The 25,969-nt window shown below is 69.7% G+C and carries 27 protein-coding genes and 1 tRNA gene; 11 read left to right on the top strand and 17 right to left on the bottom strand.

Annotated elements, in window-relative coordinates; translation table 11 throughout:
• Window positions 1-149 precede the first annotated feature (149 nt).
• From bcp to H299_RS0100620, 5 genes are all read left to right on the top strand, one after another.
• Window positions 150-617 carry a thioredoxin-dependent thiol peroxidase gene (bcp, locus tag H299_RS0100640; RefSeq protein ID WP_027746830.1) on the top strand — a complete coding sequence of 156 codons (468 nt, stop codon included), beginning with the start codon at window positions 150-152 and terminating at the stop codon, window positions 615-617.
• Window positions 618-687: 70 nt separating this feature from the next.
• Window positions 688-2,241 (top strand): MFS transporter, encoded by a 1,554-nt coding sequence (locus H299_RS0100635; RefSeq protein ID WP_027746829.1) that lies wholly within the window; start codon window positions 688-690, stop codon window positions 2,239-2,241.
• A gap of 91 nt (window positions 2,242-2,332) precedes the next feature.
• Entirely contained in the window at window positions 2,333-2,968 is a 636-nt protein-coding gene (locus H299_RS0100630; protein ID WP_027746828.1) for an HNH endonuclease signature motif containing protein, read from the top strand.
• Window positions 2,969-3,414: 446 nt separating this feature from the next.
• Entirely contained in the window at window positions 3,415-3,831 is a 417-nt protein-coding gene (locus H299_RS40085) for an HNH endonuclease signature motif containing protein (protein ID WP_486587101.1), read from the top strand.
• A 12-nt stretch (window positions 3,832-3,843) separates the two neighbouring features.
• Window positions 3,844-3,917 (top strand) — tRNA-Leu (locus H299_RS0100620).
• Window positions 3,918-3,927: 10 nt separating this feature from the next.
• On the opposite strand, the gene rdgB is transcribed toward H299_RS0100620, so the two are convergent.
• From rdgB to H299_RS0100600, 4 genes are all read right to left on the bottom strand, one after another.
• A complete protein-coding gene (gene rdgB, locus H299_RS0100615; RefSeq protein WP_027746827.1) occupies window positions 3,928-4,533 on the bottom strand; it encodes an RdgB/HAM1 family non-canonical purine NTP pyrophosphatase in 606 nt (201 codons plus the stop codon).
• 108 nt (window positions 4,534-4,641) lie between these two features.
• A complete protein-coding gene (locus tag H299_RS0100610) occupies window positions 4,642-5,028 on the bottom strand; it encodes a hypothetical protein (RefSeq protein ID WP_027746826.1) in 387 nt (128 codons plus the stop codon).
• Window positions 5,029-5,210: 182 nt separating this feature from the next.
• Window positions 5,211-5,954 carry a ribonuclease PH gene (gene rph / locus H299_RS0100605; protein WP_027746825.1) on the bottom strand — a complete coding sequence of 248 codons (744 nt, stop codon included), beginning with the start codon at window positions 5,952-5,954 and terminating at the stop codon, window positions 5,211-5,213.
• A gap of 150 nt (window positions 5,955-6,104) precedes the next feature.
• A complete protein-coding gene (locus H299_RS0100600; RefSeq protein WP_027746824.1) occupies window positions 6,105-6,338 on the bottom strand; it encodes a PTS glucose/sucrose transporter subunit IIB in 234 nt (77 codons plus the stop codon).
• Window positions 6,339-6,613: 275 nt separating this feature from the next.
• On the opposite strand from H299_RS0100600, the gene H299_RS0100595 reads away from it, so the two are divergent.
• On the top strand, window positions 6,614-7,894 hold the full coding sequence (locus H299_RS0100595) for a PTS transporter subunit EIIC (protein WP_027746823.1): 1,281 nt from the start codon (window positions 6,614-6,616) through the stop codon (window positions 7,892-7,894).
• A 117-nt stretch (window positions 7,895-8,011) separates the two neighbouring features.
• Here H299_RS0100595 and H299_RS0100590 read toward each other — a convergent pair whose 3' ends face one another.
• Complete coding sequence (locus H299_RS0100590; protein WP_027746822.1) at window positions 8,012-8,773, bottom strand: MBL fold metallo-hydrolase; 762 nt, start codon at window positions 8,771-8,773, stop codon at window positions 8,012-8,014.
• A 207-nt stretch (window positions 8,774-8,980) separates the two neighbouring features.
• Between H299_RS0100590 and H299_RS37250 the strand changes: the two genes are divergently transcribed.
• Window positions 8,981-9,475 (top strand): hypothetical protein, encoded by a 495-nt coding sequence (locus H299_RS37250; protein WP_051261985.1) that lies wholly within the window; start codon window positions 8,981-8,983, stop codon window positions 9,473-9,475.
• A 32-nt stretch (window positions 9,476-9,507) separates the two neighbouring features.
• Here H299_RS37250 and H299_RS0100580 read toward each other — a convergent pair whose 3' ends face one another.
• From H299_RS0100580 to clpS, 7 genes are all read right to left on the bottom strand, one after another.
• Entirely contained in the window at window positions 9,508-10,458 is a 951-nt protein-coding gene (locus H299_RS0100580; RefSeq protein ID WP_027746821.1) for a cysteine synthase, read from the bottom strand.
• On the bottom strand, window positions 10,458-10,736 hold the full coding sequence (locus H299_RS0100575) for a MoaD/ThiS family protein (protein WP_027746820.1): 279 nt from the start codon (window positions 10,734-10,736) through the stop codon (window positions 10,458-10,460). The genes H299_RS0100580 and H299_RS0100575 overlap by 1 nt, the downstream gene beginning before the upstream one ends.
• A 67-nt stretch (window positions 10,737-10,803) precedes the next feature.
• Window positions 10,804-10,929: a putative leader peptide gene (locus H299_RS40080; RefSeq protein WP_486587100.1), complete on the bottom strand. Its 126-nt coding sequence runs from the start codon at window positions 10,927-10,929 to the stop codon at window positions 10,804-10,806.
• A 66-nt stretch (window positions 10,930-10,995) separates the two neighbouring features.
• Window positions 10,996-11,427 carry a M67 family metallopeptidase gene (locus H299_RS0100565; protein WP_027746819.1) on the bottom strand — a complete coding sequence of 144 codons (432 nt, stop codon included), beginning with the start codon at window positions 11,425-11,427 and terminating at the stop codon, window positions 10,996-10,998.
• A gap of 53 nt (window positions 11,428-11,480) precedes the next feature.
• Window positions 11,481-12,971, bottom strand: coding sequence for an amino acid permease (locus H299_RS31400; protein ID WP_078512358.1), 1,491 nt, complete (start codon window positions 12,969-12,971; stop codon window positions 11,481-11,483).
• A 188-nt stretch (window positions 12,972-13,159) separates the two neighbouring features.
• A complete protein-coding gene (locus tag H299_RS0100555) occupies window positions 13,160-13,783 on the bottom strand; it encodes a DUF2017 domain-containing protein (RefSeq protein ID WP_027746818.1) in 624 nt (207 codons plus the stop codon).
• On the bottom strand, window positions 13,783-14,094 hold the full coding sequence (gene clpS, locus H299_RS0100550; protein WP_027746817.1) for an ATP-dependent Clp protease adapter ClpS: 312 nt from the start codon (window positions 14,092-14,094) through the stop codon (window positions 13,783-13,785). Before clpS ends, H299_RS0100555 begins: the two co-directional genes overlap by 1 nt.
• Window positions 14,095-14,233: 139 nt before the next feature.
• Between clpS and H299_RS0100545 the strand changes: the two genes are divergently transcribed.
• Both H299_RS0100545 and H299_RS0100540 read left to right on the top strand, forming a co-directional pair.
• A complete protein-coding gene (locus tag H299_RS0100545) occupies window positions 14,234-15,601 on the top strand; it encodes a nicotinate phosphoribosyltransferase (RefSeq protein WP_027746816.1) in 1,368 nt (455 codons plus the stop codon).
• Between the two features lie 163 nt (window positions 15,602-15,764).
• Window positions 15,765-16,358 (top strand): isochorismatase family protein, encoded by a 594-nt coding sequence (locus H299_RS0100540; protein WP_027746815.1) that lies wholly within the window; start codon window positions 15,765-15,767, stop codon window positions 16,356-16,358.
• Between the two features lie 20 nt (window positions 16,359-16,378).
• On the opposite strand, the gene H299_RS40075 is transcribed toward H299_RS0100540, so the two are convergent.
• The gene (locus H299_RS40075; RefSeq protein WP_051262058.1) at window positions 16,379-16,708 is read right to left on the bottom strand and encodes a hypothetical protein; all 330 of its coding nucleotides are present in this window, start codon (window positions 16,706-16,708) and stop codon (window positions 16,379-16,381) included.
• 396 nt (window positions 16,709-17,104) lie between these two features.
• The gene (locus H299_RS0100530; protein ID WP_027746814.1) at window positions 17,105-19,486 is read right to left on the bottom strand and encodes an immune inhibitor A domain-containing protein; all 2,382 of its coding nucleotides are present in this window, start codon (window positions 19,484-19,486) and stop codon (window positions 17,105-17,107) included.
• A gap of 331 nt (window positions 19,487-19,817) precedes the next feature.
• On the opposite strand from H299_RS0100530, the gene H299_RS0100525 reads away from it, so the two are divergent.
• A complete protein-coding gene (locus H299_RS0100525; RefSeq protein WP_027746813.1) occupies window positions 19,818-20,123 on the top strand; it encodes a hypothetical protein in 306 nt (101 codons plus the stop codon).
• Between the two features lie 6 nt (window positions 20,124-20,129).
• Here H299_RS0100525 and H299_RS0100520 read toward each other — a convergent pair whose 3' ends face one another.
• Window positions 20,130-20,807: an RDD family protein gene (locus H299_RS0100520; RefSeq protein WP_027746812.1), complete on the bottom strand. Its 678-nt coding sequence runs from the start codon at window positions 20,805-20,807 to the stop codon at window positions 20,130-20,132.
• A gap of 86 nt (window positions 20,808-20,893) precedes the next feature.
• A complete protein-coding gene (locus tag H299_RS0100515; RefSeq protein ID WP_486587099.1) occupies window positions 20,894-22,606 on the bottom strand; it encodes an RDD family protein in 1,713 nt (570 codons plus the stop codon).
• Between the two features lie 2 nt (window positions 22,607-22,608).
• Between H299_RS0100515 and H299_RS38830 the strand changes: the two genes are divergently transcribed.
• A complete protein-coding gene (locus tag H299_RS38830) occupies window positions 22,609-24,426 on the top strand; it encodes a recombinase family protein (RefSeq protein ID WP_106965685.1) in 1,818 nt (605 codons plus the stop codon).
• Here H299_RS38830 and H299_RS40070 read toward each other — a convergent pair.
• Window positions 24,415-25,812, bottom strand: coding sequence for a replication initiator (locus tag H299_RS40070; RefSeq protein ID WP_486587098.1), 1,398 nt, complete (start codon window positions 25,810-25,812; stop codon window positions 24,415-24,417). The two genes, H299_RS38830 and H299_RS40070, sit on opposite strands and share 12 nt — an antisense overlap.
• Between the last annotated feature and the right edge of the window lie 157 nt (window positions 25,813-25,969).

The raw sequence follows: 25,969 nt of genomic DNA, 5'->3' as shown, positions 1-25,969 counted from the left end.
CGCGCTGCCTCCGTCGTTACTCGTAGAACCACACCTGCACTCGTACCGGACAGTCTGTCAGCTCCGCACCGTGCGCGCCCCGCGGCTCCCCCAAACGGACACCTCGCTACGCTCGTCCCGTACGGCACCGACCCTCGAAGGAGCACCCCATGAGCGAGCGACTCCAGCCCGGCGACACCGCGCCCGCCTTCACCCTGCCCGACGCCGACGGCAAGGAGGTCTCGCTCTCCGACCACGCGGGCCGCAAGGTCATCGTCTACTTCTACCCCGCGGCGCTCACCCCCGGCTGCACCAAGCAGGCGTGCGACTTCACCGACAACCTGGACCTGCTGGCGGGCGCCGGATACGACGTCATCGGCGTCTCCCCGGACAAGCCGGAGAAGCTGGCGAAGTTCCGCGAGCAGGAGAGCCTCAAGGTCACCCTCGTCGGCGACCCCTCCAAGGAGGTCATGGACGCCTACGGCGCCTACGGCGAGAAGAAGCTCTACGGCAAGACGGTGACCGGCGTCATCCGCTCGACCATCGTCGTCGACGAGCAAGGCAAGGTCGAACACGCGCTCTACAACGTCAAGGCGACCGGCCACGTTGCCAAGCTCATCAAGGATCTCGCCATCTGACGGCCCCAGCCGCACGCGTCTGGCCCAACCGCGCCGGATTGGAGTGTTTCCTGCGCGGTACACATGACTCATGCACAGCGAGGCCCCCGATCCGACGGCGTTCCCCCGGCACCGCCTCCTGCACCGGGCGGTCCGGCGGCGCCTGAACCCGCGCATCCGCCGCAGTGACATCACCGTCACCGACGAACGGGTGGTCAAGCGCGCGGTGAAGGCCGCGGCGCTCGGCAACGCCATGGAGTGGTTCGACTTCGGCATCTACGCCTACCTGACCGTCACCATCGGCCACGTCTTCTACTCCGGGGCCAGCGACGGCGTGCAGACCCTGGCGTCGTTCGGCACCTTCGCGGTCTCCTTCCTCGTACGGCCGCTCGGCGGCATGTTCTTCGGGCCGCTGGGCGACCGCGTGGGCCGCAAGAAGGTCCTCGCCCTCACCATGATGCTGATGGCCGCGGGCACCTTCGCCATCGGGCTCATCCCCAGCTACGACGCGATCGGCGTCTGGGCCCCGATCCTGCTCATCCTCTGCCGCCTCGTCCAGGGCTTCTCCACCGGCGGCGAGTACGGCGGAGCGGCCACCTTCATCGCCGAGTACGCGCCGGACAAGCGGCGCGGCTTCTTCGGCAGCTTCCTGGAGCTGGGCACCCTGGCCGGATACACCTTCGCCGCCGGGCTCGTCCTCCTCCTGACCACCGCCCTCGGCGACTCCGGGATGGAGGCCTGGGGCTGGCGCGTGCCCTTCCTCATCGGCGGACCGATCGGCATCGTCGGCCTCTACCTCCGGATGCGGCTCGACGAGACTCCGGCCTTCCGGAAGCTGGAGGCCGAGCAGTCGCGCGCCACCCGCACCGGCGAGCCGGAGGCGGGCACCTCCGCCGAATCAGCGGGAGACGCGGCGGAGGCGCCCGGGCGCAGCGGCCCGGCCCTCTCGGAGGACGTGCCGCAGAAGGAACTCAAGGAGATCTTCGGCGCCCACTGGCGCACGATGGTCCAGTGCATCAGCCTCGTCGCGGCCTACAACGTCGCGCACTACATGCTGCTCACCTACATGCCGACCTACGTCGAGGAGACGCTCGACTACCCCGAGTCCATGGAACTGGTCTCCACCATCGTCACGATGGCCGTGATGATGACCGCCATCATCCACATCGGCCGCCGCAGCGACCGCGTGGGGCGCAAGCCGCTGCTCATGACCGGCATGGTCGGCTTCCTGGTACTGACCGTGCCCGCCTTCCTCCTCTTCCAGCAGGGCGGCACGCTCGCGATCTTCGGCGGGATGTTCCTCCTCGGCGGCTGCCTGGTGTGCCTGCTGGGCACCATGTCGGCCACGCTCCCGGCCCTCTTCTCCACCGAGGTGCGCTACGGCTCCCTGGCCATCGGCTACAACCTCTCCGCGTCACTCTTCGGCGGCACCACCCCGGTCGTCATGGAGGCCCTGGTCAACAGCACGGGCAACAAGCTGGCCCCCGCCTTCTACACGACGGGGTTCGCGGTCGTCGGCATCATCTCCGTGCTCTGCCTCAAGGAGACGGCACGCAAACCGCTGGACGGCTCACCGCCGTCGGTCGCCACCAAGGAGGAAGCCGAGACCATGGCCCGCGAACAGGCCCCCACCCCGGCCTTCTGACCCGCACGGGCGTCACTCTCGCCCTTTCCATTCGTTCTTCCGTACGAGGCCACTCCACAGGGCCGAATCCACGGCAGTTCGGGGAGGGCAGATGCCCAGTACGTACTCACGTGAACGACTGGCCGACGCCGTCCGGCTCTCGGCGACGCTGTCCGAAGCCCTCGTCCGGCTAGGACGCAACCCGACCAACGGCAGCCGCAGGTACGCCCGACAACTGCTGCGGAAGTGGCACATCGACGCATCGCACCTTGAACGCGAGGGAGTCAGACACACCGAACGCCGTCTGCGCGAGGCGGTGCGGCTCTCCCGGACCACAGTCGAGGTCGTACGCCGACTGGGAATCGATCCCGTCGGCGGCAACCAAGCGCACATCGGCCGCCGCATAGCAGCACTGGGCATCGACACCTCGCACTTCAGATTCCCGCCGAAATCACCCACCCGGCCACGGAGCGACCTGCTTGTGCTGGGCAGCCCGGAGGACGGCCGCACCGAGGGCAGCCGCCTACGCGCTGCGCTGCTCCGCCTCGGCCGCGAGGAGCACTGTGCGGAATGCGCGATCGGACCGGAATGGAACGGCAAACCGCTCCGCCTGGAGGTCGATCACATCGACGGCAACTGGTGGGACAACCGCGAGCAGAACCTGCGGCTGCTCTGTCCCAACTGCCATGCGGCTACCGACACGTTCCGCGGGAGGAAGCGCGCGAAGATCAGTGGGCAGGGCACATGAGCGCACCTGCCCCTCGATTCACCAAGGAACGACTCACCCACGCAGCGGAGCGCTCAGGCTCATTCGTCGACATGCTGCGCTACCTTGGGCAGCCGCTCGGTAGCAGCCCTCTCCGCTACCTCCGCCAGCGCGTAGCCCACTACGCCATCGACACTCGTCATTTTGTCGATGAGCCGCTCCCATACCGGCCTCCGCGGCGCTACACCAGAGATCTCCTCGAAGAGGCTGCGACACATTCCACATCAATGCGGGAAATGGTTGAGTACCTCGGAATTCCCCCGTACAGCAGCGCATACACACATCTCACCCGGCGGTTGCGGCACTTCGCCGTCGATACCTCTCATTTCCGGCGCCAGGGGCCTGCCGGAGCGGCGATTCCAGAAAAGGATCTTCGTGCGGCTGTCGCGAAGGCGACGAGCATAGCCGGGGTCATCCGAGAATGCGGAATGACCGACACGGCAGCTGTCCGCGCACGCGTGAAGCGCGAGTTGACCCATTTTGCCATCAGCACAGCGCACTTCACCGGACAGGCCCACTACCGCAATCGGGAATCACCGCAGCGCAAGTCGGCCGACGCGATTCTGCGCCTGCTGGATCCCGGGTCCCGTCGCGTACGGCGGGAGCAACTCGATCGCGCACTGCGGGAGAAGGGCGTCGACTACCTGTGCGGCGAATGCGGCACAGGCAGTCTCTGGAGAGGAAAGGTTCTGGTCCTGGAGATCGATCACATCAATGGTGACCGACTCGACAACCGGCTGGCCAACCTCCGCTATCTCTGCCCTTCGTGCCACAGTCAGACAGTCACCCACTCACGCCGGGTAACAGGCCAGGACCGGCTGCACCGGAAGCGGCCTGACCAGTAGAGTGGTGCCGACGAGCCCGTACTCCAGCGGCTAGAGAGCGCCGGTTTAGGTCCGGTGTGTCGTGGGTTCGAATCCCACCGGGCTCACCCTCGTCCCTCACCCCACGAGTTCGTGGATCACCGGGGTCAGGGCGCGGAAGGCGCGGCCCCGGTGGCTGATCGCGTTCTTCTCCGCCGGGCTCAGCTCCGCGCAGGTGCGCGTCTCCCCCTCGGGCTGGAGGATCGGGTCGTACCCGAAGCCGTGGGTGCCCGCGGGAGTGTGGCGCAGCGTGCCGGAGAGGCGGCCCTCGACCACGCGTTCGGTGCCGTCCGGGAGCGCGAGGGCCGCGGCGCAGGCGAAGTGGGCCGCGCGGTGGGGGGCGTCGATGTCGGCGAGCTGGGCGAGCAGCAGGGCCAGGTTGGCCTGGTCGTCGCCGTGGGTGCCCGCCCAGCGCGCGGAGAAGATGCCCGGCGCTCCCCCGAGGACGTCCACGCAGAGGCCGGAGTCGTCGGCGACGGCGGGGTGGCCCGTGGCCGAGACGAGGGCGCGGGCCTTGAGCAGGGCGTTCTCGGTGAAGGTGACGCCGGTTTCCTTGACGTCGGGGATCTCGGGGTAGGCGTCCGCGCCCACCAGATCGAGGGCGGGCCCGGACGCGGCGAGGATCGCGCGCAGCTCGGTGACCTTGTGGGCGTTGCGGGTGGCGAGGATCAGGCGCTGGCTCATGGCCGGATTCTCGCAGCCGCCCGCTCCGGGAGGGCACTCAGCCGGCCGCCGGGCCCGCCCGGCCCGGCGGCCCGTTGAGCCGCCCCACGCTGGCGCGCGCCGGTCCGCTCAGCCCGGTGAGCACACGCCCGTGAGTTTGTCCGCCGCGTCCCCGATCGGGCCCGTGTCCGGGGTGCGGCCCTCCTCCAGGTCCGTACGGGCGTCGCCGACGGCCTTGTTCATGTCCTTGACCGCCTGGCTGACGTCGCCGTTGTCGGTCTGGTCCTCCAGCTTGTCGAGGTTCTTGTCGATGCTCGTCAGTGCCTCTCTGGCCGCCACCGGGTCCTCGGTCGCGCCGGAGACGGCCTGTTGCAGGTCGTCCACCGTCCCGGCGATGGTGACCGCGGTGTTGGCGCAGTCCAGCGCCTTGTCCAGCGCGCCGCACCCCACCATGAGTGAGGCGGTGAGCGCGACAGTGGCGGCGGTGGCGGCGGTGGTCCCCAGTGTGCGACGCACGAGTGTTCCCCTCCTGAGTGGACGGACGGTCCGCCCGACGGCTGAACAGCCGGACGGGCCGCACGGCATGACCCGTACGGCCCGTACCTTCTCAGACGCGTAAAGCACTCGTAAAGTTGCCGATCAAGCCCGGAAACACGGCCCGGTCGGCGTACGCGGGGCGCGTGATGCGCTCGGTTCGCCTACGCGGTGGCGAGCGCCAGCCGCTGCGCGCCGTCGAGCTGGGCGCAGCCCTTGACCGCGAGGTCGAGCAGGCTGTTCAGCTCGTCGCGGGCGAAGGGCGCCCCTTCGGCGGTGCCCTGGACCTCGACGAAGCGGCCGTCGTCCGTGCACACGACGTTCATGTCGGTCTCCGCGCGCACGTCCTCCTCGTAGCAGAGGTCGAGCATGGGGACGCCGCCGATGATGCCGACGCTGACGGCGGACACGGCGCCGGTCAGCGGCTGCGCCTTGCTCTTGGTCAGCTTGCGCTCCTGTGCCCAGGCCACCGCGTCGGCCAGCGCCGCGTACGCGCCGGTGACGGCTGCCGTGCGGGTGCCGCCGTCCGCCTGGAGGACGTCGCAGTCGAGCACGATGGTGTTCTCGCCGAGCGCCTTGAAGTCCACGACCGCGCGCAGGGAGCGGCCGATCAGGCGGGAGATCTCGTGGGTACGGCCGCCGATCCGGCCGCGTACGGCCTCGCGGTCGCCGCGGGTGTTGGTCGAGCGGGGCAGCATCGAGTACTCGGCGGTGACCCAGCCCTGGCCGCTGCCCTTGCGCCAGCGGGGCACGCCCTCGGTGACGCTCGCGGTGCAGAAGACCTTGGTGTCGCCGAAGGAGACGAGGACCGATCCTTCGGCGTGCTTGCTCCAGCCGCGCTCGAGTGTGACGGGGCGCAGTTGGTCGGGTGTCCTCCCGTCGATGCGGGGGACGTCGCTTTGAGACATGGGGGCGAGCCTAGCGGCTCACCGGCGGGGCCCGTTCCGCTTCGGGCCGGTGGACCGTGTGCGGCCGGGAACGGCGAGGGCCCCGCCGGGGGCCGGAGCGGGCGCTTGGACCGCGGTCGGCCGAGGGCTTTGGTCAGTGCGACCGGCCGCTCACATCATGTCCTCGATCTCGGCGGCGATGGGGTCCGCGTCGGTGCCGATGACGACCTGGATCGCCGTGCCCATCTTGACGACGCCGTGGGCACCCGCGGCCTTGAGCGCGGCCTCGTCGACGAGCGCGGCGTCCGCGACCTCGGTGCGAAGGCGGGTGATGCAGCCTTCGATCTCTTCGATGTTCTCCAGCCCGCCGAGTCCGGCGACGATCTTCTCAGCCTTGGTGGCCATCTGCTTCTCCTGGTGTCAAGGCCCTGGTGGGGGCCCATGAGGCGGTGTGTTCACGGTAGTCCACGTTCAGTCCATCCTCACGGGCGTGCACTGCGGGATCAGCAGATGATGGGCGCGTCCGGGAATAGTTCCCGATAGTGACGCACGCCACTCCAGCCGGTGGATTCCCTCGTCGCCGAGCCCGTGTTAGGAATGGTCTAAACCACTTAGTGGATTAGACCATTGGCATGGACGGTCCGCTCACCCGGCCGCCCCACGCCTACCAGGAGGAACATATGCCCACGGCTAGTGCTTCGGCCGGTGCCGACAAGGCCGGCAAGAAAGGCCGCGGCGCGAACGCGATGGCCGTCGCCCAGCGGATCGGCCGCAGCCTCATGCTGCCGATCGCCACCCTCCCCGCCGCCGCGCTGATGGTCCGGCTCGGGCAGCCGGACATGCTGGGGCGGGACAACTTCCCGGCCTTCCTCAACCGTATCGCCGAGTTCCTGGGAGCCGGCGGCAGCGCTCTGCTGGACAACATGCCGCTGCTCTTCGCCGTCGGCATCGCGGTCGGCTTCGCGAAGAAGTCGGACGGCTCCACGGGCCTGGCCGCGGTCGTCGGCTACCTGGTCTTCAAGAACGTGCTGGGCGTCTTCACCGACGACAACCTGCCCAAGGTGCAGGAGGTGGTCGACGGAAAGATCGTCGAGGCGGCACCCGCGGTCGACGCGGGCGTGCTCGGCGGCGTGATCATGGGCATCGTGGTGGCCCTGCTCTACCAGCGCTACCACCGCAAGAAGCTGCCCGACTGGCTGGGCTTCTTCGGCGGGCGCCGCCTGGTGCCGATCCTGTCGTCCTTCGCGGGTCTGTTCATCGGTATCGCCATCGGCTACATCTGGCCCGTCCTGGGCACCGGTCTGCACAACTTCGGTGAGTGGCTGGTCGGCTCGGGCGCCACCGGCGCCGGCATCTACGGCGTCGCCAACCGTGCGCTGATCCCGGTCGGCATGCACCACCTGCTCAACTCCTTCCCCTGGTTCCAGGCCGGCGAGTACGACGGTGCGCACGGCGACATCGCCCGCTTCCTCGCGGGCGACCCGGAGGCCGGCCAGTTCATGACGGGCTTCTTCCCGATCATGATGTTCGCCCTGCCCGCCGCCTGTCTGGCGATGTACCACTGCGCCCGCCCCGAGCGCCGCAAGGTCGTCGGCGGCATGATGTTCTCCATCGCCCTCACCGCCTTCGTGACCGGTGTGACGGAGCCGATCGAGTTCACCTTCATGTTCATCGCGCCCGTCCTGTACGCCATCCACGCGGTGCTGACCGGTGTCTCCATGGCCCTGACCTGGGCGCTCGGCATGAAGGACGGCTTCGGCTTCTCGGCCGGCGCGATCGACTTCCTGCTCAACCTGGGCATCGCCACGAAACCCTGGCTGCTGGTCGTGGTGGGCCTGTGCTTCGCGGTGGTCTACTACTTCGTCTTCCGCTTCGCGATCACCAAGTTCAACCTGCCCACACCGGGCCGGGAGTCGGACGAGGAGATCGAGCAGGAGGAGAAGGAGCAGTACAAGGCGTGACCGGCGCGACCGGCCGCCGCTGACCGGCCGGTGCCACGACGCGGCCCCCGTACCTCGCGGAGGTACGGGGGCCGCGCCGCGTGCGTACGGGCCGCGCGCCGCGGGGGCGGGCGGGGGTCAGACCTCGTAGACCGCGCCGGGCCGGGCCAGGTCCACCGGGCCGTCGAAGGCGCCCTTCGCGTCCCGCAGGTTGGTCTGCGCGTCGGTCCACGGCGGGATGTGGGTGAGCACGAGCCGCCCCGCGCCCGCGCCGCTCGCGAACTCCCCGGCCTGCCTGCCGTTGAGGTGCAGTTCGGGGATGTCCTCCTTGCCGTGCGTGAAGGACGCCTCGCACAGGAACAGGTCCGCGCCCTCGGCCAGCCCGGCCAGTTCCGCGCAGGGGCCGGTGTCCCCGGAGTAGGTGAGAGTGCGGCCGGTGCCAGGCTGCTCGATGCGGAAGCCGTACGACTCCACCGGGTGCCGCACCGCGTCCGTACGGACGACGAACGGCCCCAGCTCGACGGAGACCGCCGGGTCCAGCACGTGGAAGTCGAAGACCTCGCTCATGGAGGAGTCGGAGGGGGTGTCGTCGTACGCCGTGGTCAGCCGCTTCTCGGTGCCGTCGGGCCCGTACACGGGGAGGGGGCCGCAGCGCCCGCCCTCGAAGCGGTAGTAGCGCGCGACGAAATACCCGCACATGTCGATGCAGTGGTCGGCGTGCAGATGGCTGAGCATGACGGCGTCGAGGTCGTAGAGCCCGCAGTGGCGCTGCAGTTCGCCCAGCGCCCCGTTGCCCATGTCGAGAAGCAGCCGGTACCCGTCGGCCTCGACGAGATAGCTCGAACAGGCCGAGTCCGCGGACGGGAACGACCCGGAGCAGCCGACGACGGTGAGCTTCATGGAGCGGGAACCTCCGTGGGCGGCCGGTGGGGGCCCGCCCTGGCGGGTAAGGCGGGGTTTTCCGAGCGTAAGCCGCGAGCGGCCCGCTGACTCCTCCGCAGGGCTGTGGTGTGGGCGGAATCACCAGCGCGGGGTACGGTCGGGGCCGAGAACGCTCGTACAGCCGTCCGGAGCTGCCCTGGTCCGGGTGACCGGAGGGAGAGCGGCGTGCAGACCTGGACGTGGTGCGCGCTCGGCGCGGTGGTGCTGCTCGCGCTCGTGGCGGCGCTGGTGGACGGCGCCGGACGGGCCGCCCGGGGGCGTCGGGCGGGTGCCCGCGACGCCGCTCGGCTGCCGCGGCCCGGCGAGATCTGGTGGGCGGCCCCCGCGCGCGAAGCCCCGGACGGCGCGGCCGGGACAGGCGGCGAGGCGAACGGGGCGGGCGGCGGGACGGGCGAGGCGGGTCAGCCCGCGGAGGCGGTGTGGCTCGCTCTCGTCGTCGCCGTCCGGGAGGAGACCGGGACCGTGCGGGTCGCGGCGGTCACCGGCGCGGTGGACGGCCCGCTCCCCCCGGACGCCGTGCCGCTGCCGCCCGGCACCCTGGGCGGGACGCCGTACTGGCTCCGGACCACGCCCCGGCACGTGCCCCGCGCCAGCCTGCGGCGACGGGCGGCACGGCTGCCGCCCGAGCTGTGGGAGCGCTGCCGGCCCCCGGGCGGGTGACACGCGGGGACCAAGCACCCGCCCGGTGGGCGTCACGCCCAGAGCTGGCCCTGGAGCGCCGCCACCGCGGCCTCGGTGGACGGGGCGGTGTAGATGCCCGTCGAGAGGTACTTCCAGCCGCCGTCCGCCACGACGAAGGCGATGTCGGCGCTCTCGCCCGCCCGCTGCGCGCGGTTGCCGACGCCGATCGCGGCGTGCAGCGCGGCACCCGTGGAGACCCCCGCGAAGATGCCCTCCTGCGAGAGCAGCTCGCGGGTACGGGTGACCGCGTCCGCGGAGCCCACCGAGAAGCGGGTGGTGAGCACGGTCTCGTCGTACAGCTCCGGGACGAAGCCCTCGTCCAGGTTGCGCAGTCCGTAGACGAGGTCGTCGTAGCGCGGTTCGGCGGCCACGATGTGGATGCCGGGCCGGTGTTCGCGCAGGTAGCGGCCCGCGCCCATCAGCGTGCCCGTGGTGCCCAGGCCCGCGACGAAGTGGGTGATGGAGGGGAGGTCCGCCAGGATCTCGGGGCCGGTGGTGGCGTAGTGGGCGCCGGAGTTGCCCGGGTTCCCGTACTGGTAGAGCATCACCCAGTCCGGGTGCTCGGCGGCCATCTCCTTGGCGACCCGCACGGCCGTGTTGGAGCCGCCGGCCGCCGGGGAGGGGATGATCTCCGCGCCCCACATGGCGAGCAGCTCGCGGCGCTCCTCGCTGGTGTTCTCCGGCATCACGCACACGATGCGGTAGCCCTTGAGGCGGGCGGCCATGGCCAGCGAGATGCCGGTGTTGCCGGAGGTCGGCTCCAGGATGGTGCAGCCGGGGGTGAGCCGGCCGTCCTTCTCGGCCTGCTCGATCATGTGCAGGGCCGGGCGGTCCTTGATCGAGCCCGTCGGGTTGCGGTCCTCCAGCTTGGCCCAGATCCGCACCTCCGCCGACGGCGAGAGGCGCGGCAGGCGCACCAGCGGCGTGTTCCCGACGGCCTCCAGCGGGGAGTCGTAGCGCATCAGCGCATGCCTCCGGCCACCGCCGGGAGGATGGTGACGCTGTCGCCGTCGTTGAGCTTGGTGGAGATGCCGTCCAGGAAGCGGACGTCCTCGTCGTTGAGGTAGACGTTCACGAAGCGGCGCAGCTCGCCGCCCTCGACCAGGCGCTGGTGGATTCCGGTGTGCCGCGACTCGAGGTCGGTGAACAGCTCGGCGACGGTGGCGCCCTGGCCGGTCACGGACTTCGCGCCGTCGGTGTACGTGCGCAGGATGGTCGGGACGCGGACCTCGATGGCCATGGGTGTGCTCCTGGTGGAAGAGGAAAACGGGCAGGCGGGGGACCGTACGCGCCGTGCGGCCGTGCTCTCAGGCGCGGACGGCGGCGCGCCGCGTACAGGTGGCGCTCGCGAGGCGGCAGAGGTCGACATGCAGGCGCGCCGTGAGCAGCGGGCCCGCGGCAGAGGAGAGTGCGCTCACGTCGTGGACAACCATGGGCTCATCGTAACGATTCCCGGAACCCGAACCCGGTGTTCGTACCATCATGTGGACGGACCTGTCTCAGACCTGGTAGGAGGTGACGAAAGTGACCTCCTCCTCGGTGACCTCGCCGTCCACGATGCGGAACGAGCGGAACGAGACGGGCCCTTCGCCGTTCCCGCACTCGGCGGTCGATACCAGGACGTAGTGGGCGCCGGGCTCCATCGCCAGGTCGATGTCCGTGCGCGAGGGGTACGCCTCGGTGGCGGTGTGCGAGTGGTAGATGACCACCGGCTCCTCGTCCAGCTCGTCCATCTCGCGGTCGAGCTTGAGGAGGTCCATGGAGTCGAACTCGTAGAACGTCGGGGAGCGGGCCGCGTTCAGCATCGGGATGAAGCGCTCGGGGCGGTCGGTGCCGGCCGGTCCGGCGATCACGCCGCACGCCTCGTCGGGGTGGTCCTGGCGGGCGTGCGCGACGATCCGCTCGTACAGCTCCTGGGTAAGCGTCAGCATGCTGTGCAGGATATGCGGGGCCGGGGCGCGGCCCGAGACCGCCCGCCGGGCGCTCAGCCGACGGGCTCCCGGCGGTCCCGCTCGTCGGGCCCGTCGCGCTCGTCCGGCTCGTCGCGCTCGTCGTGCCCGCCCGGCTGCGGACGGCCGCGGCCCGCGCTGCCGGGGTCCCGCGGGCCGCGCCGGCGCAGCAGCGCCCAGCCGCCCAGCAGCAGCACCGCCCAGGCCGTCCCGACGTAGAGCGAGACGCGTGCGTCCTCGTCGAGGGCGACCAGGACCAGCACCATGGCCAAGAAGCACAGCGCGATCCCGCTGCACACCGCCCCGCCCGGCGCGGGGAAGGAGGAGCGCGGGAGGCGGCCGGCCCGGACGCCGGAGCGGTAGCGCAGGTGGCAGACCAGGATCATGGACCAGGTCCAGATGCCCGCCGCCGTGGCGACCGAGGTGACGTAGAGGAACGCCTTCTCGGGGACCACGTAGTTGAGGACGACGCCGATGCCCATGAAGGCCGCCGAGAGGGCGACGCCGCGGGCGGGGGCGCGGCGCGAGTTGAGCCTGCTCAGGAGGCGCGGCGCCGCCGCGTTCGCCGCCAGGTCGCGCAGCATCCGGCCGGTGGAGTACATGCCGGAGTTGCAGGAGGAGAGCGCGGCGGTGAGCACCACGAAGTTGACGACGGAGGCGCCCAGCGGGATGCCGATCTTCTCGAACGCCGCCACGAAGGGGCTGACCCCCTCGCCGAACTCGGTCCACTCGACGACGGAGAGGATCACGGTGAGCGCGCCGACGTAGAAGATGACGATGCGCCAGGGCAGCGTGTTGACCGCCTTGGGCAGGGTCTTCTCCGGGTCCGCGCTCTCGCCCGCGGTGACGCCGACCAGTTCCACGGCGACGTAGGCGAACATGACGCCCTGAAGGGTCATCAGGCTGGAGCCGATCCCGTTCGGGAAGAACCCGTCGTGGGCCCAGAGGTTGCTGGTCGTGGCGGTCTCACCGGCGTCCGAGAAGCCGAGGGTGAGCACGCCGAGCCCGATCACGATCATGCCGATGATCGCCGTCACCTTGACCATGGAGAACCAGAACTCGACCTCGCCGAAGATCCTGACGGAGATCAGGTTGATCCCGAAGAGCGCGACCAGGAAGACCAGGGCGCTGAACCACTGCGGGATCTGGGGGAACCAGAAGTGGATGTAGATGGCCGCGGCGGTCAGCTCGGCCATGCCCGTGACGATCCACATCAGCCAGTAGGTCCAGCCGGTGGCGAAGCCGAAGAAGGGGCCGAGGAACTCCCGCGCGTACTCCGCGAAGCTGCCGGAGACCGGCCGGTACAGGAGCAGCTCGCCGAGGGCGCGCATGATGAAGAAGATGACGACGCCCGCGAGGGCGTACATCAGGATGATGCTCGGGCCGCCCCTTTCGATGACCGCGCCGGCGCCCATGAAGAGGCCGACGCCGATGGCTCCGCCGATGGCGATCATCTGGACCTGGCGGCTGCCCAGCCCGCGCTGGTAGCCCTCTTCCGAAAGACCGGAATCCTGTTCGGACTTCATGCCTGTGCGCCCCTCTCCGCGCCGGTCCGCATGCCGGTCCGGTCCGGCCCCCTCCCGCTCGTACGGGGTCGCGTGCCGACGGGCGGGAGCGCGGACGCGCGGCATTCCTTAGGCATATCAGCACACAGGTGAGGAAATACGACATTAACGTCGGCGTCGTCGGGCGTTTCTCTCCGGCGGGCGCGAGGTCAGTCCGCGAGGGTCTCGATCAGCGTCTCCTGGAGCGCGCCGAGCCAGAGGTAGGCCATCACCATCGGCTTGCGCGGGTCCTCGTCCGGCAGCGCGTAGAGGCCGCCGCCGTCCTCGTCGTCGGACACCTCGAGCCGGGTGCCGATGGCGAGCCGCAGGTCGTTGAGCGCGCCCAGCCACTGCCGGGACTCGTCCCCGGTGAGCGTGAGCACCGCCCCTCCCTCACCACGCACGGTGACCGCGTCCAGCGCCCGCACGACCGCGAGCGCGTCCGCGCGCTTGCGGGCGCGCAGGTCGTTCTCCGTGAAGCGGCGGAAGTCGGCCGAGGCCGTCCGCGCGTCCTCCCGCCCGGCGGCGTCGACGGCGCCCGCGACTTCGGCCAGGTCGGCGCCGGGGCCCCGGTAGGCGTCCGGGAAGAGCCGGGCCAGGGCCGGATCGGAGGGCGGCTCACTGGGCCCCTCCGCGAACAGGGCGGCCAGCGGGTCCTCGCCCTCGGCGGGCTCCTCGCCGGGCCCGATCAGCTCCAGCAGCTGCACGGCGAGGCTGCGCAGGATCGAGATCTCCACCTCGTCGAGCGCGACGGCCGCTCCGCCGTCGCCCGCGGCCTCGAACTGGCCCGCCATCAGCGCTCCTGGGTCAGCGTCGCCCACAGGCCGTAGCCGTGCATGGCCTGCACATCCCGCTCCATCTCCTCGCGGCTCCCGGTGGAGACGACCGCGCGGCCCTTGTGGTGGACGTCCATCATCAGCTTCTTGGCCTTGTCCTTGGGATAACCGAAGTAGCTCTGGAAGACGTAGGTCACGTAGCTCATGAGGTTGACCGGGTCGTTGTGCACGACAGTCGCCCAGGGGACGTCCGGCTCCGGAACCTCCAGGTGCTGTTCACTCGACTCCGGACGCTCGATCTCCGCAGGGGCGACACTCACGACTCCTATGCTGCCACCCCTGGGGTGCGGTCGCGCAAACGGCGGCGGCATACCGGGCATCACGGGCGGCACCCGCGTCACGTTCCGTCACCCCGCGTCACGCGATCGATATCGTCAGATTGACGAGATCTGGGGTAGCATCAGCGCCATGAACCCTGCGGATCTGGAACTGCCGGTGTCCGTCCCCTCCACGGCACTCTTCACCGACCAGTACGAGCTGACCATGGTGCAGGCCGCGCTGCGCGCCGGCACCGCGGAGCGCCGGTCGGTCTTCGAGGTCTTCACCCGCCGCCTCCCCGAGGGCCGCCGCTACGGCGTCGTGGCCGGCACCGGCCGGGTGCTGGACGCGGTCGAGAACTTCCGCTTCGACGGCCGGGTGCTGGACTTCCTCCGCTCCCGGGCGATCGTGGACGACGCCACGCTGAAGTGGCTGGCCGACTACCGCTTCACCGGCGACATCGACGGCTACCCCGAGGGAGAGGTCTACTTCCCCGGCTCCCCGCTGCTGCGGGTCGAGGGCAGCTTCGCCGAGTGCGTGGTGCTGGAGACGGTGATCCTCTCGATCCTCAACCACGATTCGGCCGTCGCCGCCGCCGCGTCCCGGATGGCCGTGGCCGCCGGCGGCCGCCGCCTGGTGGAGATGGGCGCCCGCCGCACCCACGAGCTGTCGGCGGTGGCCGCCTCCCGGGCGGCGTACGTCGGCGGCTTCTCGGCCACCTCCGACCTGGCCGCCGGATTCCGCTACGACATCCCCACGGCGGGCACCAGCGCGCACTCCTTCACACTGCTGCACGACAGCGAGCGCGCGGCCTTCACCGCCCAGGTCGAGTCGCTCGGCAGCGGCACCACGCTGCTGGTGGACACCTACGACGTCACGGCGGCGGTGCGCACGGCCGTGGAGGTCGCCGGGCCCGGCCTGGGGGCCGTCCGCATCGACTCCGGGGACCTGCTGCTGGTCGCCCACCGGGTGCGGCAGCAACTGGACGAGCTGGGCGCGCACAGCACCCGGATCGTGGTCACCAGCGACCTGGACGAGTACGCGATCGCCTCGCTGGCCGCCGCGCCCGTCGACTCCTACGGGGTGGGGACCCAGCTGGTGACCGGGAGCGGGCACCCGACCTGCTCCATGGTCTACAAGCTGGTCGCCCGCGCGGAGCCGGACGGCGCCGGCGCGGGTGGCGGCGGCCAGGACGCGGGCGGCGGGGCGGGCGCGCCGCTGCGGCCGGTGGCGAAGAAGTCCCTGGGCGGCAAGACCAGCCACGGCGGCACCAAGTGGGCGGCCCGGCCGAAGGACGCGGACGGCATCGCGCGGGCCGAGGTGGTCGGCACCGGGGCGGTGCCGCCGGAACTGGCGGACGCCCTGCTCCAGGTGCCCCTGGTCCGCGACGGCACCCCGGTGGGCAGGGAGCCGCTGGACGCGGCCCGCGCCCGGCACCGCGCGGCACTGGCCGGGCTCCCGATGTCGGCCACCCAGCTCTCCCGGGGCGAGCCGGTGCTCGCGACGGAGCACCGGTGAGCGCCCCGCGCGGGAGCTGCGGCACGTACGGTTCGTACGGCGGCACGCGGACGACCGGATGGGCGCGCCGCGGGCCCGCTACTCCCCTCAGCGGCGCGGAGTGTCTAGGCTCGGTGCCGCTGGCTGACCGAACCGCCCCTACCCCGGCCGAAAGGTGTGCGCCATGCACCGGGCACTGATCATCGTGGACGTGCAGAACGACTTCTGTGAGGGCGGGAGCGTCCCGGTCGCGGGCGGCGCGGACGTCGCCGCCGCCATCACCGATCTCGTCGGCAACGCGTCCGCCGGATACCGCCACATCGTGGCCACCCGCGACTGCCACATCGCGCCGGGGGAGCACTTCTCCGAGCAGCCGGACTTCGAGCACTCCTGGCCCCCGCACTGCGTGGCGGGCACGGAGGGCGTCGGCTTCCACCCCAACCTCGCCCCCGCGGTGGCCTCGGGCGCCATCGACGCCGTCTTCGACAAGGGCGCCTACGCCGCCGCGTACAGCGGCTTCGAAGGCGCGGACGAGAACGGGCAGCCGCTGGCGGCCTGGCTGCGGGAGCACGAGGTGAGCGAGGTGGACGTGGTCGGCATCGCGGCCGACCACTGCGTCCGCGCCACGGCGCAGGACGCCGCGCGGGAGGGCTTCCGCACCAAGGTGCTGCTGGACCTGACGGCGGGCGTCGCCCAGGGCACCACGGAGCGCGCGCTCGCGCAGCTCCGCGACGCCGGGGTGAGCCTGACGGGCACGCCGGTGGTCCGCGGGAGCTGAGCGGCCGCAGGGGCCGGGTCTCAGCGCGGGTCGCCGGGCCAGAGCGTGCCGGTGGGGACGCCCCAGGCCGTACGGGGCGGCCGGTGGGGATGCCGCAGCAGCGCGGCTATCGGGTGCCAGGACTCCGTGTCGTCGCCCGGGTTCGCGCGCCAGACCAGGCCGTCCGGGTGGTGCAGGACGGCGGTGATCTCGTCGGGCGTGGGCGGCTCCGCGTTGCCGCGCAGGTAGACCGCCCGCAGCCCCAGGTTGCGCAGCCGGGTCAGGGCCCGCGCGCGGTTCGCCGAGTGGACGAGCACCCGCACCCGCGGCTCCTCCAGCAGGCTGGGGGCGACCGCGGCGGCGGCGCGCACGGTGTGCGCCTCGTCCGCGTGCGCGGACCAGCGGTAGCGCTCCTGCTCGGCGGGTGCGCCCGGGCCGGGCCTGCGCCGCCAGGGCCGGTCCGCCGCGGCAGGCCGTACGTCGCACACGGCGGGCAGGTCGCGCAGGTCACGCGCCTCCCGCAGGTCACGCGCCTCCCGCGACGCGTCTCGTGCCTCGTCCCGCGCGCCGTGCGCGGATGGTCGGGGCAATGACAGCGCGACGATCACGCTGCCGTCGGGCAGCCGGGCGAACCCGCCTCCAGTCATGATCAACATCTCCCCCGCGGACCGGTCGTCAGAAGAACTCACTGGGGGCATCTAAACGCGATCGGCCGCTGCCCGCCAGGGGGCAACGGCCGATCATGTTTTGACCTGCAACGATGCAAATCAGCGTGTGGAGGGTCCCACCCGCACGGTGATCGTCTTACCGCTGAGCGGCTGGTGGACGATCGAGATCCGGGTGTTGGTGTCCGGCACCTTCACCCCGGCTTGCGGGTTCGATTTGTACCAGTACGTACCCTTGCGGTCGTCGAAGACCGGATTGCCGAACTTCGGCAGCACGTACTTCTTCTCCCCGTCGTCGTGCAGCTTCATGCCGCCCGAGGGGTACCAGCTGAAGGGCGAGTCGTAGGCCTGGAGCCGGCCGCGCATGAGGCCGCCATCCGTCCACTTCTCGGGCTTCGCGTGCGCGTCGACCGGCAGGATCAGGCCCTCACCAGGGTGGACACCGACGTTGTTGTCCAGCTGCGAGGTGTCCCAGAGCCACACCAGCAGCCCCTTCTGGTAGCTGTAGCGCTCGACCCAGTCCGGCCGCGTCGAGGCCCAGCCGAAGTTGTACGGACCGTGCCGGAGCGACTTGTCGTAGCCCACGTGCTGGCGGTTCTCCGCGATGTAGAACTGCTCGTACTCCTTGGTGAAGGACTCCGCGATCCGCGAGAAGCCGTCCTTCGTCCAGCCGTTGTCGCTGTCGCCCTCGGCGCCGTCCTCGAAGACCTTCGCACCGTCCGCGGTGATCGAGAGGGCGTCGGCGGTGAAGCCCTTCTGGGCAACCCCACCATCCGTCAGATAGCGGAAGCGAAGATCGAACTTCTTACCGGCGTAGGCGTCCAGCGGGAACGAGAGATCCCGGTAGGACTCCGAGACGCCGCTCAGCGCCGGGCGGTCGCCGCCGTCCCTCGGCAGCGGCTTGCCGTCCACCGTGCCGTCCAGCGGCGTCCAGTTGGCGCCGCCGTCCGTGGAGACCTCGGTGTAGAGGAAGTCGTAGTTCTCCTCGATGTCCCACCAGCCCTTGAGGTCCAGCGTCGCACCGGACTTGCCGGTGAGGTCCACGGAACGGGTGAGGGTGTTGCGCAGATCGTCGCCACTGCCGCTCCACCACTGCTGCTCGCCCGCGGCGGGCTTGGTGATCGTGGTGGTGACTTCCTTCTTCGGCAGCTCCACGATGAGCGCCTGCGGGTTCTTGGTCCGGTAGTTCTGATAGCCCAGCTTGTGCGTGGACTTCGTGGCCGCCTTGGCGGTCTCGTAGTCGAGCCAGCCCAGCTGGAACTTGTCCCAGGCGTTCAGGTCGCCGGCCGAGTCGCCGATGGCGTCCTTGCCCTTGTTGAGCCAGGAGCCCGAGGACATCAGCGACCAGAAGCCGACGGAGTTCTCGCCGGTCCCGGTGGTGTCGTAGTGGTCCGGCAGGCCCAGGTCGTGGCCGTACTCGTGGGCGAAGACGCCCAGTCCGCCGTTCTCCGGCTGCGCCGTGTAGTCGCCGACCCAGATGCCGGTGTCGCCGATCTGAGCGCCACCGGACTTGTTGTAGGCCGGGCCGGTGTGGCCCGCGTCGGTGCCGTACGCGTACCAGCGGTGCGCCCAGATGGCGTCCGTGCCCTGCGCTCCGCCGCCCGCGGACTCGTCCTCGCCGGCGTGGATGAACTGGAAGTGGTCGATGTAGCCGTCGGACTCGTTGAAGTCGCCGTCGGCGTCGTAGTCGTAGCGGTCCCACACGTCGTACTCGGCGAGCTGCGCGGCGATCTCCGCGTCCGTCTTGCCTGCCGCCTTCTGGTCCGCGACCCAGGAGCTGACCCCGTCACGGATGGCGTCCCACACGGTGGGGCAGGTGGTGTCGCCGCAGTAGTTCGAGCCGTAGCGGGCCTCGTTGTAGTCGACCTTCACCCAGTCGGAGACGGCGCCGTCCACGGAGTAGCGGCCGGAGGACTGCTTCTCGTAGTAGCTCTTGAGGGAGTCCTCGGTACCCTCGCCGAAGTAGAGCTCCTCGAAGTGCTCCCGGTTGAAGTCCTTCTTCCAGAGCGTCGAGTTGTTGTCCTTGCGGTCGGGCTCGGCGATCTGGTTGTGCATCGGGCCGGGGTCGCCGCCGTACTTGGGATCGACCTTGTCGCCGAACTCCACCAGGATCGTGAAGATCTTGTCGGTCTTCTCCCGCTCCAGCTCGACGTACTTGCCGTCGCCCAGCTTCATCACCTTGGAGTCGTCACGGGTGAGGGTCTTCGCCTCACCCTTGTTGCCGTCTCCGGTGGCCAGCTTCTGCAGCGCTGCCTGGCGTTCCGCGCGCTGCTGCTTGCTGTACGGCCCGTCCAGGTCGTGGTCGGGCTGCTGCTCCCCCGGCTTCTTGCCGGCGGGCTCCGCGGTGGCCGCCTGCTGATCCGGTTGCGGATGCGGCTGGGCCTCCGCCGTCGCGGCGGGCAGCAGGACCGTCGCCCCCAACGCCGCGACGGCGGTGGCCAGCGCGGCCGTTCTCGATCTTATGGATCTCCGTCTACTGTTCACTTGTTCGGTGTCCTCCCTGCAAACGCAGTGACTTGACGGAGGTATTCGACCGGAGGTGCGCCGGAAAAGACAGACCTTGATTCGCCATGGAGCACAGCAGTAAGTTGCTGCGCCCGGCCGGGCCGGCCGTCCGCCCCTCCGCCGGACGGCCCGGTGACCTCGAAGGCCCCGTGCGCCCGTGCGCCCCCTGTGCCACAGCCCTATGGGCGAGGTCACGCTTACCCGGCTACCAGGTGGGCATTCCGCATCGTAGAGTCGTGCGTCGGCGCGCCATTCGTACCGGATCGTATGGCTCCAGCACCCCCGACACCCCCCGAGGACGGATCACGCCATGCCGCGTCCGGCTCCCGCACAGCTCGTCTACGGTTCGGTCACCGTTGTCTGCTCGACCCTCGCCATGCTGCTGCTCTCAGAGGCCACTTCAGGCCTGAGCGTCGCGCTGATCGCCGTCGTGGCACTGGGGCTGGGCCTGCTCGTCGCCCACACGGCCCCGCTGGCCCGTACGGCCCGCAGCTCCCGCCAGGTGCGCACCGAGACGGCCGAGACCGCACCGGCGCCCGCACCCGCGGCCACCTCGCTGCCGACGGCGGCACCCGCGTCCCGTCCGGCGGAGACGCGGCTTCCGCAGGCGTCCTGAGGGCCGTCACGGAACCGCGACGACCACGGTCTTGGCGCCCTTGTCGTGCAGGCACTGCCGATAGGGCTTGTCCCACGTGCAGAAGAGGACGTTCAGCAGCCAGAAGAGCGTGCCCAGGCACGGCACGAGCGACGGCAACTGGTAGATGACGGCCCGCACCCAGGCGGGCGCCCCCGTGGGCACCGCCCCGTCCCGCAGCACGGCGACGCGCACCTTCAGCAGCCTCTTGCCGACGGTCTGGCCGGACCGCGAGAGCATCAGTCCCTCGTAGACGAAATACACCAGCGTGTACACGCCCCCCTGCCACAGGCCCGTATCGGTGTCGTCGTAGTCGAAGCCACTGAGGAGGCCCATGACCAGGCCCACCGGAATGCCCACGAGCAGTGCGTCGATGATCCGGGCCAGCAGCCGCCTGCCGCGGTTCGCCAGCGGCGGCATCCCCGCGAGCGGGTCCCTGGCCCCGCCCGCGTCGCCGTACGGGTTGGCGCCGTAGGGGTCGCCGTATCCCGCCATGCCGGGCGGCGGGGGCGCGCTGCCGTACGGGGACCCGGGCACACCCGGCTCGTCGTACGGCGAGCCGGGCGGCCGGCCCCCGCCCGAGGGCGACTGCGGCGCCGGCCCGAGAGGCGGCTCGGTCGGGGGCGGTCTCCGGAACGGGTCTTCCTCCGGCTGCTCAGTGCTCATGCCCCGAGTGGATCGCGCTCCCGGCGGCCCCGCATCCGGCGCCGTCCGTTAGAGGGACCCCGCCCGCCCGGGTGCCCCTGGGGCGGTCACTTCCCCGCGACGAACGTACGGGCCGCCTTGTCGTGCCAGCACTGGCGCCAGGGCCGGTCGAAGAGGCACCACAGCACGTTGACGATCCCGAGCACGAGGAGCGCCAGCACGTTGTACGTCAGCCAGCGCACCAGCGCGGCGCCCGTCCCCGGCGGGTCCTGGCGCTCGACGTCGAGCACCTGGATGCCGAACAGCTTCTTGCCCAGGGTGCGCCCCCAGCGGGCGGTCGGCAGCGCCTCGTAGAGCAGCCCGAAGAGCAGGAAGGCACCCAGCACGAGGGCGAGGTAGCCGCCGGTGGTGCCGTCCACGAGCCAGATCTGCCGGTTCACTCCCGCCTGTTCGGCCGCGTCGATCTTCGCGTCGATGTGGTCGGTCGCCTTGCCGACGAACGGGAAGGCGACGGCGCCCGCCGCCCCGAAGACGATCAGCCCGTCCAGCAGGCGGGCGCCCAGCCGGCGGCCGAGGCCGGCGGGCCGCGCCTGCTGCTGGGCGGCCAGCAGGAAGGGGTCGGAGACGGGGGGCCGCCACGGGGTGACGGCGTCCGGCCCCCCGCCCGGCGGCTGCGCGGGCAGGCCGCCGCCCGCGTGGGGCTGGGGCTGGGCTGGAGGCTGGGGCTGGGGCGCCTGCTGCTGCACGTGCGGGGCCTGCTGCGGCTGCGGCTGCTGCGCCAGGTCGTGCACCTGCTGTGCCCACGGCGGCCGTTCGGTGTCCGGCGCGGCGGGCGGGGCGGGCGGGGCGACGGCGTCCGGCGGGCTCTGCACCGGGCCCTGGACCGGCCCGTGGACGGGCCCCTGGAGGGCCATGGTGGACGGCTGGGACGCCGCGCCACCCAGGCCGCTCGCCCGGAGGTCGGAGCGGCGCAGGCCCACGGTGTGCTCGGGCTGCTGGGCGCCGCCGCTCCCGGGGCCTGCGGCGCGGCGCCTGCCGCGCTCGCCGTCGGCGGGGCGCGGGAGGCGGATGCCCACGGTGAAGTCGTCGCCGGGGGCGGGCGCGGGGGGCGTCGGCGCGGGCGCGGGGGCGTCGTCCTCCGTACGCCGCCAGCTGCCGCGCGGGTCGAGGGCGGGGCTCGCGCCTCCCGGGCCGGCGGCGGCCGTGCCGGGCCCGCCGTCGTCCTCGGGGGCGAAGTGCTCCGGGCCCTCCGCCTCCGGGACGGCCGCAGGCGGCACGTCCGCCTGCGGGGTGGCGGGCTGCGGGGTGCCGGGCTGCCAGGCGGTGGCGGCCTCGGGGCGGTTGCCGTGCAGCCTGCGCGGGTCGTCCCAGTCGAGTACGGGCTCCCGCTCACCGGCTTCGCCGCTCGCCCCCGCCACGGGGGACGGGGGTGCGGCGGCCCGTTCGCCGGGGGTGACCGCGTCCGGCCGGGGCACCACGGCCGCGCGGGCCGCCTCGTCGAGGAAGACCGGGCCGGTCCCCTCGGCGGGCGGCGCGTCCCGCACAGCTCGCGCGTCTTCCCGCTCCCGCGCGTCCCGCACCGGCGCCGCGTCCGCCGGGGCCGCCGAGGCCTCCGGCGCCGTACGCGCGGCCGGGACCTGGGCGGCGGCGCCCGCACCGCCACCGCCGGGCGGCTGCGGCATCGGCTCACCCTCCCGCGGCTCCGGGCGGCTGGTACCCGGCACCCAGGCAGCGCCGTCCCAGTACCGGATATAGCCGGGGATGGACGGATCTGGGTAATACCCTGAACGGGGTACTTTCTCATCGCTACCTGGAGGCACCAATGCCGTCAACTCCCATCGCACACAACACACTTGACCTGTCTGCCGTCTCAGGCGTCGATGACCCCGCGATAGCACGGCTACGCGGGCAAGGACGAGCCACGACCCTTGACCTGACGAGGGGCTACGCGTCGTACGTACCGCAGCGGCCAGGCGCGTACCTCCGCCTTTCCCAGGAAGACATTAGCCAAGAACGGAGGGAGAGGAAGAAGAGGACCAACCGGAAGACCGCCAGGCAGCGCCAGCACGAGGACGTAGAGGCCAAGCGCAAGGCCCTGAACTGGGGGCCTTTCGCAAAGGTCTACGGCGAGGCGGACAGCAGCGCCTACAAGAAGACCCGCATCACCCGCCCGGACGGGTCAACAGACTGGGTTGTATTACGTCCCGATTTTCAACAAATGCTGCGCGATCTCCTAAATGGTGTAATTGATGGGGTTATCTTCTATGACCTCGATCGATTGGTACGACAGCCAAGGGACCTCGAAGACCTTGCGAATGTCGTACAGGAGACCAAGCGCCCCGCAATTGGCACAACGAGTGAACTGAATCTCGTTCGGGAATCTGACTGCAATATGGCGCGCGTGCTCTGCGTGATGCTGCTAAAGCAATCCCAAGACACCGCGCGGCGTGCCGCACGCGAAACCCTCGGAGCCGCAGAGTCCGGAATCCCAATCGGTCGCCTAGGTTACGGCTGGATCAGGAAAGGACCGGACGTTGGCAGGAAAATCCCCGAAGAGGCGAAAATTGCCTCCCGGATTTTCGAGGAGTTCATCGAAGGAAAGTCGTACAGCAGGATCGTGCGCCAGCTGACTCTAGACAAAGTACCTTCCCCCACTGGCGGTGGCTGGACGACAGCCACCGTAAAGGCCATCCTCTCAAATCCCCGATTTGCAGGAATGGTGCTCTACAAGGGCGTACACAGGATCACCTCCGCCAAATGGAACGACGGCATTTCGAAACTGCTCACAGACGAAAAAGGAAACCCCATAATGGGTTCCTGGGACAGGATAGTTTCGCCGGAAATCTGGTTTAAAGCCCAAGCAAGGATGCGCAAATTAAGCGAGCAACACAGCACACCCAGTCAAGGCGGACACAATCGCGGAAAGTATCTCCTCAGCAACATACTTCGGTGCTCTAAGTGCCAGGCGCCCATGGAAGGAAAGTACGACTCGCAGCGGAAATACCCCGTGTACAGGTGCCCCCAGCGAGGCCGAGGGGGAGCGTGCGGCGCGATTTCCCGAAAGATGGCGCCCTTAGATAACCTAATAGAGGAACTCATGGAGAATTTCCTGATAGAGCAGGTTGCGAACCCTCTCGAACAAGAAGAGGAAGAAGTAACGTCTCGACTAAGGGAGCTAGAGCAGGAGGAAGAAGAGCAGATTCAAAAACGAGGGCGGATTACGGAAAAATGGGAATCCGGAAAACTGGGAGAGCTGGGATGGAGCGAAGACGACTACGACGAACACATCGGGAATACTTCCAGGAGGCTGCGAGAAATAGCGGACGCCATATCCTCTCTGAATGTTGAGTCATCCGATGAACCCTCGGAAACAATCTTGACCGACTGGCGCAGCGGAGACATTTCGGAAAAGCGTTCCATCCTTAAGCGATACCTACATAAGATCAGCCTTCTTCCTTCTCCGCGAGGTCGGGGGGCATTTGATCCGAACACGGTTCTTCCCGACTGGAAGCACCCTTCCCGAAAGCCCGAAGACGACGACGCAGATAAACACGTTCTTCCTTCTTTAGAACAGGAGCACGAGCAAGATGGTACGCCAGCCATTGCCGAACACGAGGGTCATCACGATTCAAGGCGCTAGACCTTCCCGCCTCAGTCGAATCAGATCCTCAGATATACCAGCAGAGATCTCCGCTTCCCCAGGACTGTGGCCCGAACGGACGTACCGCCACACTGAGTCAGTAGCTGAATTCTCGCTATTCCGCTCACCCCAATGGGCAGCGCGGTTTGCCCGCAGATCCTTGTAAGTAGTGGAGTAGCGCCGGGATTTGGTGAGACAGTGACCCCGGTACCCCAGGGTGTGCACCCAGGCTCGAAGCCGCAGGGGCTTCAGTTCACATAGGCCGCCGAGGCGCCAGCAGGCGTACATGAGTGAACGCACATGCGGACTGGCGCCCCTCAGTCCTATCTGATGACGAGCAGTGACAGGCCGGTCGATGCCGGATTCCGTCACACTTTTCGTGACGTACTTTCCGATATATCCCGCCACCGCCGCCGCTTGCATCGACGTATCTTTTTCGAGTGAACGAATCGGCCGGATGTCGACCTGTTTACCCCAGGTGAATTCATATTCCCCAAGGTCGGCCACGTAGGGCATGCGGACAGATATAGACAGCACGGCGTCACGAACTGCATTCTCTAGGAATTCTTCGGTACCCCAGCTCGGGGGAGTCCCACTCGCGCCAGTCGGCCCATCCATCCGAATAATCGCGTGAAAGTGGATTGCCCCTCGGAGCTGGTATTCCGCCACCTTTGCGAAACTCACCCTCGCTTTTCTGCTGAATGCAGCACGCGAGATTCCCGCAGCCGTAGCCAGTCGGCGCCGAATCGAATCACAGGTTCGATTCCACAATACCCCCGCATGCGCATTCCACAGCACATGCGCTGTGTAGTCATAACACCGTGCACACAGCGGCTGACCGCACAGCGGATCAATGTCGGCGTGCTCCATTGCACACCGCAAATCATGCCCGTGTGCGCACGATGATTTTCTCCCCCTAGGGCGGCACACGTCGCCCCTCCGATGCACAGCACCGAAGGACGGTGCGGTGAGCGTCACGAAGAGACGCGGGTGCCCCGAGACTGTATCGGGGACGCCTTTTCCTCCTACGAGCCCAGCGCGCACGAGTTGGAAGGTGTCACCGCTATGCAGCCGCGCGCAGGAAGGGCACACATTGGCACGCCGGTTCCGGCAGCGAACCGCTATAGCCCCTCCGGGCTCGGTGCCCGTGGTGTACTCCTCCAGAATCTCACCGGTGCGTGTGTCTCGTGTGACCGCGCGCCCTGCAAGATATATGGGATGAGCACAGCCGCCTACATTCTGAATCTGGCCAAGCCAGCGCCGAAACCCCTCGCGAGAAGCAACCCGGATGAGATCCTTTTCTGTTTCAGACAGCAGCGGGCGCCCCGCGTCCGAGGAAACGGGGCGCCCCAATTCGTGTTCTGCATGGTGGTGCGGTTCCGTCACGGCGGAGACCTTTCTCTTGTTTCAATTCGGAATGAGACGGGAGCGAGACGGACGGGCACGGAACTCTCCTTAGTAGTAGACGGATTGGGGGTCAGTGCGGGCGCCAAGGCCCACGGCGCCTACGGCAGCACCAGCAGCGACGCAGACGGCCCCCGGG

The organism is Streptomyces sp. CNH287 (assembly GCF_000424825.1).
This window is presented reverse-complemented; position numbering and strand designations above follow the sequence as displayed.